The 5,512-nt window shown below is 62.3% G+C and carries 5 protein-coding genes; 4 read left to right on the top strand and 1 reads right to left on the bottom strand.

The features are described 5' to 3' along the window. Nucleotides 1–165: 165 nt before the first annotated feature. Entirely contained in the window at nt 166–1,281 is a 1,116-nt protein-coding gene (locus ACTHL0_RS19650) for a LacI family DNA-binding transcriptional regulator (protein ID WP_440568541.1), read from the bottom strand. Between the two features lie 174 nt (nt 1,282–1,455). Here ACTHL0_RS19650 and ACTHL0_RS19645 point away from each other — a divergent pair, with 174 nt between their 5' ends. The 4 genes from ACTHL0_RS19645 to ACTHL0_RS19630 form a co-directional block, all read left to right on the top strand. Further along, nucleotides 1,456–2,472 (top strand): Gfo/Idh/MocA family protein, encoded by a 1,017-nt coding sequence (locus ACTHL0_RS19645; protein WP_440568540.1) that lies wholly within the window; start codon nt 1,456–1,458, stop codon nt 2,470–2,472. 21 nt (nt 2,473–2,493) lie between these two features. Then, complete coding sequence (locus ACTHL0_RS19640) at nt 2,494–4,089, top strand: acyl CoA:acetate/3-ketoacid CoA transferase (protein WP_440568539.1); 1,596 nt, start codon at nt 2,494–2,496, stop codon at nt 4,087–4,089. Next, nucleotides 4,082–4,864 (top strand): enoyl-CoA hydratase/isomerase family protein, encoded by a 783-nt coding sequence (locus ACTHL0_RS19635; protein ID WP_440568538.1) that lies wholly within the window; start codon nt 4,082–4,084, stop codon nt 4,862–4,864. Before ACTHL0_RS19640 ends, ACTHL0_RS19635 begins: the two co-directional genes overlap by 8 nt. Nucleotide 4,865: 1 nt before the next feature. Further along, nucleotides 4,866–5,512, top strand: a 647-nt coding sequence (locus ACTHL0_RS19630; RefSeq protein WP_440568536.1) for an aldehyde dehydrogenase family protein, incomplete at its 3' end; no start/stop codon positions are given.

Below are 5,512 nucleotides of genomic sequence, written 5' to 3'. Positions count from 1 at the left end.
CGCCTTGCTACGTGAGTGCGGGCCAAGATGTGCTCTATGACATTAGGATTGCCCACAATCCGCCGATCGAAATCACCACGTGGATGAAGGTGGTGGCACCGCATGTCCCTTGATGGGAGGAGCCGCGGGCGAAACGCATAGGCCTCGGTCACACTGGCGGCGCGCTCATGATCGCGAGTCGGCGAGCTTGATTTCGCGCGACGGATCTATCGGTCGGCGCGTAGCGCTGCCGATGCTTGACTCCCGGACAACGAGGCTCGGGGTCGCAAAGTACTGGACCGGCGGTCCAGGCACCTCGGATTCCGATGCGAGGCGGCTTAGCAGCATTTCACTGGCCTTCGTACCGAGTTTCTCGGCATCTGCGGACAATGTCGTAAGCGGTGGGTTTGTATGTTCAGCCGCGACGACGTTATCGCAACCTACGACTGCCAGTGCCTTTCCAGCACGCTTTCCCATCCTGTCGAGCTCGTGTAGCACACCAAAGGCGACCTGATCGTTGTAGCAAACAGCTGCGGTTGGCCGAGGCTTCATTCCGAAAATCGCGCGTACCGCCTTACGCCCACCTTCTGGTGTCAACTCGACGTCGACGATCCATTCATCCGCGACCGTAAGGCCATGTTTCGACATGGCGGACAGGTAGCCCAGGCGCCGCTGATTCGCCACGGCGTAGCCGGGGCGGTTGCCCACGAACGCGATTCGTGTGTGGCCCTGCTGGATCAGATGCTCGGTTGCAAGCGCGAAGCCGAAGTCGTTGTCTACGCCGACGGTATCGACGTCTGGGCCCATCGGACGCATAACGAGAACAAGCGGGATACCCCACGACGCGATCTCCTTTGGTAGGTCGTCGGGCGTGCCGAGCGCCGGCGACATGATTAACCCCGCCACGTTCTGCTCGCGCATCGACTGCAGCACGCGGCTTTGGGTCGCGAGGCTTTCCGCGGTGTGGGCCATCAGTGTCGTATAACCGGACTGCGCCAGCACGCGTTCGATGGAAACGAGCAACTCAACGAAGAACGGGTTGGTCAGGTCGTTGATGACCATGCCGATCGTCGTGCTGCGACCGCCGCGCAGGTTGGCGGCGCCGCGGTTATAGACATACCCCAGGTCGCGCGCAGCGTTGCGCACTTTCTCGGCGGTCTCCGCCTTGATCTTGGAGCTCTGCTGCAGGACAAGGGAGACAGTGGATTTCGAGACACCGGCCGCTACGGCAATGTCCTGGATCGTGGGACCCGGTTTTATCGTGCTTCGCACAATTGGATCGTTCCAAAAAAGATTTGACATCCCAGATGCAGTCTACTACAGTTTGTTGGAACGATCCAATTTCACAGTTGGAACGATCCAAATCCCTTTATAAATATCCGGCACTATTTTGATATCGCGGCTCCCAAGGCGGCGATGACTTCAACGTCGAAATTGGAACGTTCCAATTTTTCGAAGGGACCGGCGGAGACGAGCATGAGCAATCGTATCGGTTGGGCGCTGATCGGCGCGAGCACGATCGCCGACGAATGGATGGTCAACGCGATTCGATCGCAGGATGGCGCCATCGTCGCGGTGGTCAGCGGTAGCGAGGCGCGCGCCCGCCAATTCGCGGACAGGCATCGCATACCGTCGGCCACGAGCGAACTTGGTCAAGTACTGGGCCGAGCCGACGTGCAGGCCGTGTATATCAGCAGCACTAACGAAAATCATCTGCCACAGGCGGTGGCCGCCGCTGCTTCGGGAAAGCACGTGCTATGTGAAAAGCCGCTTGCTCTTTCCGAAGCGGACGCCCACCGGATGATTGACGCATGCGCTGAGAAGAACGTGGTGCTTGCTACCAACCATCATTTGCGTTGCGCGGCCACGCATCGCAAGCTGCGCGAACTGATCCAATCAGGGGCCGTCGGCAAGCCGCTTTTCGCTCGCGTATTCCATGCGGTTTCCCTGCCTGCCCATCTGCGTGGGTGGCGTCTTCATAAGACCGATGCGGGTGGTGGCGTGGTGCTCGACATTTCGGTCCACGACATCGATACGCTGCGCTTTGTGTTGGACGCGGAGCCGGTCCAGGTCACCGCGATGACTTCGTCGAGCGGCATGGCTTCACACGGCCTCGCGGATGGAGTGATGGGCGTCGTGCGCTTTAACAATGGTGTGCTGGCGCAGATTCACGATGCCTTCACTGTCCCGTTCGCACCGACCGGACTTGAAGTGCACGGCACCGACGGCTCGCTCTTCGCGCGCAGTGTCATGACTCAGCGGGCCATAGGCGAAATCGAACTGCGTTCCGCCGAGGGCAGCAAAGCGATTGAAGTCGAGCATCGCGATCTCTACGCCACTGCGGTCGCCCAATTCCATCGTGCGGTGCTGCACGGCGAAGCGCCGGCGGCAAGCGGATCTGACGGTTACCGGTCGCTCGTCGCGGCGCTCGCGATTCAACGATCGGCAGCGTCCTCGTCCCACGTTGCGATCCCGTTTCCGCCGGAACTTTGAGGCATCGTCAGGAGAAGTGTTGTGGCTTCCAGCAAAGTGGTGTCACTGGCCCAGGCAGCCAGCCTGATCAACGATGGCGATATTGTCACGGTCAGCTCGTCGAGCGGCCTCGGCTGTCCCGACGCGATGCTCGCAGCGATCGGCGCGCGTTTCGAACGGGAGGCTCATCCGCGCCAGCTCACGCTGCTGCATCCGATCGCCGCAGGCGACATGTACGGCATCAAAGGCATCGATCACCTCGCGAAGCATGGGTTGATCCGCACCGTGATCGCCGGCTCGTTTCCAAGCGGTCCGTCAAGCTTGCCCATGCCGGATATCTGGCGAATGGTTGTCGACAACGAGATTCGCGCCTACAACCTGCCGAGCGGCGTGATGTTCGACATGCACCGCGACGCGGCGGCGAAGCGTCCCGGCGTGTTGACGAAGGTCGGCCTCGATACGTTTGTCGATCCGAGCCGCCAGGGTGGTGCCATGAATCGTGCGGCCGAAGCGGAGCCGATCGTACGGAAGGTCCAGTTCGACGGGGAAGAGTGGTTGTTCTTTCCAAACATCGTGCCGCGTGTCGCGATCGTGCGGGCGACCACGGCCGACGAGAAGGGCAACCTGTCTTACGAGCATGAAGGCGCGCTCCTCGGAGGGCGTGATCAGGCACTCGCGGCTCGGAACAACGGAGGCATCGTGATTGCGCAGGTCAAGCGCGTCGTGAAGGCCGGTTCGCTGCCCACCCAGCAGGTGCACATTCCCTGCAATCTCGTCGACTACGTGGTGGTCGACCCCGATCAGAAGCAGACGACGCAGATCGCATACGACCCGGAAATCAGCGGGGAGATCAAGGTGCCGGCGAGCGAGTTCATGTTCGCCGATTGGAACCCGGAAAAGGTTATCGCGCGCCGCGCTGCCATGGAACTCTATGATGGCGATGCGGTGAATCTCGGATTCGGTATCTCGGCAAATGTGCCCCGCATTCTCCTTGAGGAAGGCCACGACGGCAAAGTGACGTGGGCGATCGAGCAGGGCGCGGTCGGCGGCATGCCGCTGCTCGGCTTCGCTTTCGGATGCTCCGCGAACGCGGACGCGATCATGCCGTCGCCATCGCAGTTCATCTATTTCCAGGGCGGTGGCTTTGACGTGTCGCTTCTGTCGTTCTTGCAGATCGACAAGTCAGGCAACGTGAATGTATCGAAGCTGCCGAGCAAGCCGTATTTGACCGCCGGCTGCGGCGGGTTCATCGACATCACGACGCACGCGAAGAAGCTCGTGTTCTCCGGGTTCTTCACCGCAGGCGCGAAGCTCCAAGTGTGCGATGGTCGCCTCACGATTCTGCAGGAAGGTCGGTCGAAGAAGCTCATCGGCAGAGTCGATCACGTCACGTTCAGCGGGCGCATGGCACGCCAGCGCAATCAGCAGGTGCTTTATGTGACCGAGCGTTGCGTCCTGCAATTGACAGAGACGGGGCTCGAAGTGCTCGAGATCGCGCCCGGCATCGATCTGCAACGCGACGTGCTCGAGCAGGCCGAATTTCCGCTGTCCGTTTCGCCCGATCTGAAGACGATGAATGCCGCGCTCTTTACCGACACTCCGTTCGGGCTGCAACTGAAGGGGGCGCGTCGTGACTGAGATTGAACTTGTGCAGTACGAGCGCCGTGGCGCAATCGCCATCGTGACGCTCAATCGCCCCGAGAAACTCAACTCGTTGACGCCCTCGATGCTGGAGCGGCTGGACGAACTGACTGCGCAGATCGACGCGTCACGGGACGTGCGGGCGGTCGTTGTCACATCGGTGGGCGCAAAAGCGTTCTGCGTCGGCGCGGACATCAACGAATGGTCGGCGCTGGAGCCGCTCGACATGTGGCGCACATGGGTGCCGCGTGGGCATCGCATCTTCAATCGTCTCGCTGGGCTGCGTATGCCGGTGATCGCGGCGATCAACGGTCATGCCTTCGGCGGCGGGCTCGAGCTGGCGGCGGCGGCCGATTTACGCGTGACGGACCCGGCCGCGACCTTCGCGCTGCCTGAAGCCGGAATTGCGACCTGTCCGGGGTGGTCGGGCACGCAGCGTCTCGTGTCGATGATCGGCGCGAGCAAGGTGAAGCTGCTCGCGCTGACCGGGCTGCGCATCGATGCAAAGCGTGCCGCCGAGATGGGTCTCGTCGATGAGATCGTGGCGCCGGGCGGCGCGCTCGGCACGGCGCTCGAGATGGCCGCGCGCGTTGCGCGTCTCGCGCCGGTTTCCGTGCAACTGACCAAGCAACTCGTGAACGCGGCGAACGGCGAAGGCGCCGCCGCCACGCTCGAAGCCATGGCCGGCGCGCTGGCGGCAACCACCGCCGATGCGACCGAAGGCATGTCGAGTTTCCGCGAAAAGCGCGCGGCGAATTTTGAGGGCAAGTGACATGAGCGCAGCAAACATCAACGCAGAAGTGAAGCCGTTGCTGACGGCGTCGTCGGAACCGCCGGTCGATGTGTACCGCGGACGCCTTTTCATCGACGGCAAGTGGCGTGCCGCAACCGGCGACGGCCATCTCGAGCGGCGCAGCCCGGCGCACGGCACGCTCGTGAGCACCTATGCGGCAGCCGCGCCGGAGGACGTACGTGCCGCGATCGAGGCCGCACATTGGGCGTTCCGCAAGGGTCCGTGGCCCAAGCTGAAGGGCGTGGAGCGCGCCCGCGCGCTGCTCGCGATTGCAGAAGGCATTCGTGCCCAAGTCGAGCGGCTGTCGCTCGTCGAATCGCTCGAGAGCGGCAAGCCGCTCTCCCAAGCGCGAGCTGAAGTGTCGGGCTGTATAGATTTGTGGCAGTACGCCGCAAGCCTCGCGCGCACGACCTCCGGCGATACCTACGATACGCTGGGAGAAGACATGCTGGGGCTCGTGCTGCGGCAGCCGGTAGGCGTCGTCGGGATCATCACGCCGTGGAATTTCCCGCTCTTGATCCTGAGCCAGAAGCTGCCGTTCGCGCTTGCGGCCGGCTGCACCTGCGTCGTAAAGCCGAGTGAGTTGACCTCCGGCACGACGCTGATGCTGATGGACATCCTCGAACA

Origin of the sequence: Trinickia sp., from assembly GCF_051961175.1 — a bacterium.
Lineage (GTDB): Bacteria > Pseudomonadota > Gammaproteobacteria > Burkholderiales > Burkholderiaceae > Trinickia.
Note: the sequence above shows the minus strand (reverse complement) of the source record. Positions and strands in the feature narration are given on the sequence as shown.

Coding starts and splice junctions, on each gene's coding strand:
- ACTHL0_RS19650 (WP_440568541.1), bottom strand. CDS start 1,281: ATGTCAAATCTTTTTTGGAACGATCCAATTGTGCGAAGCACGATAAAA.
- ACTHL0_RS19645 (WP_440568540.1), top strand. CDS start 1,456: ATGAGCAATCGTATCGGTTGGGCGCTGATCGGCGCGAGCACGATCGCC.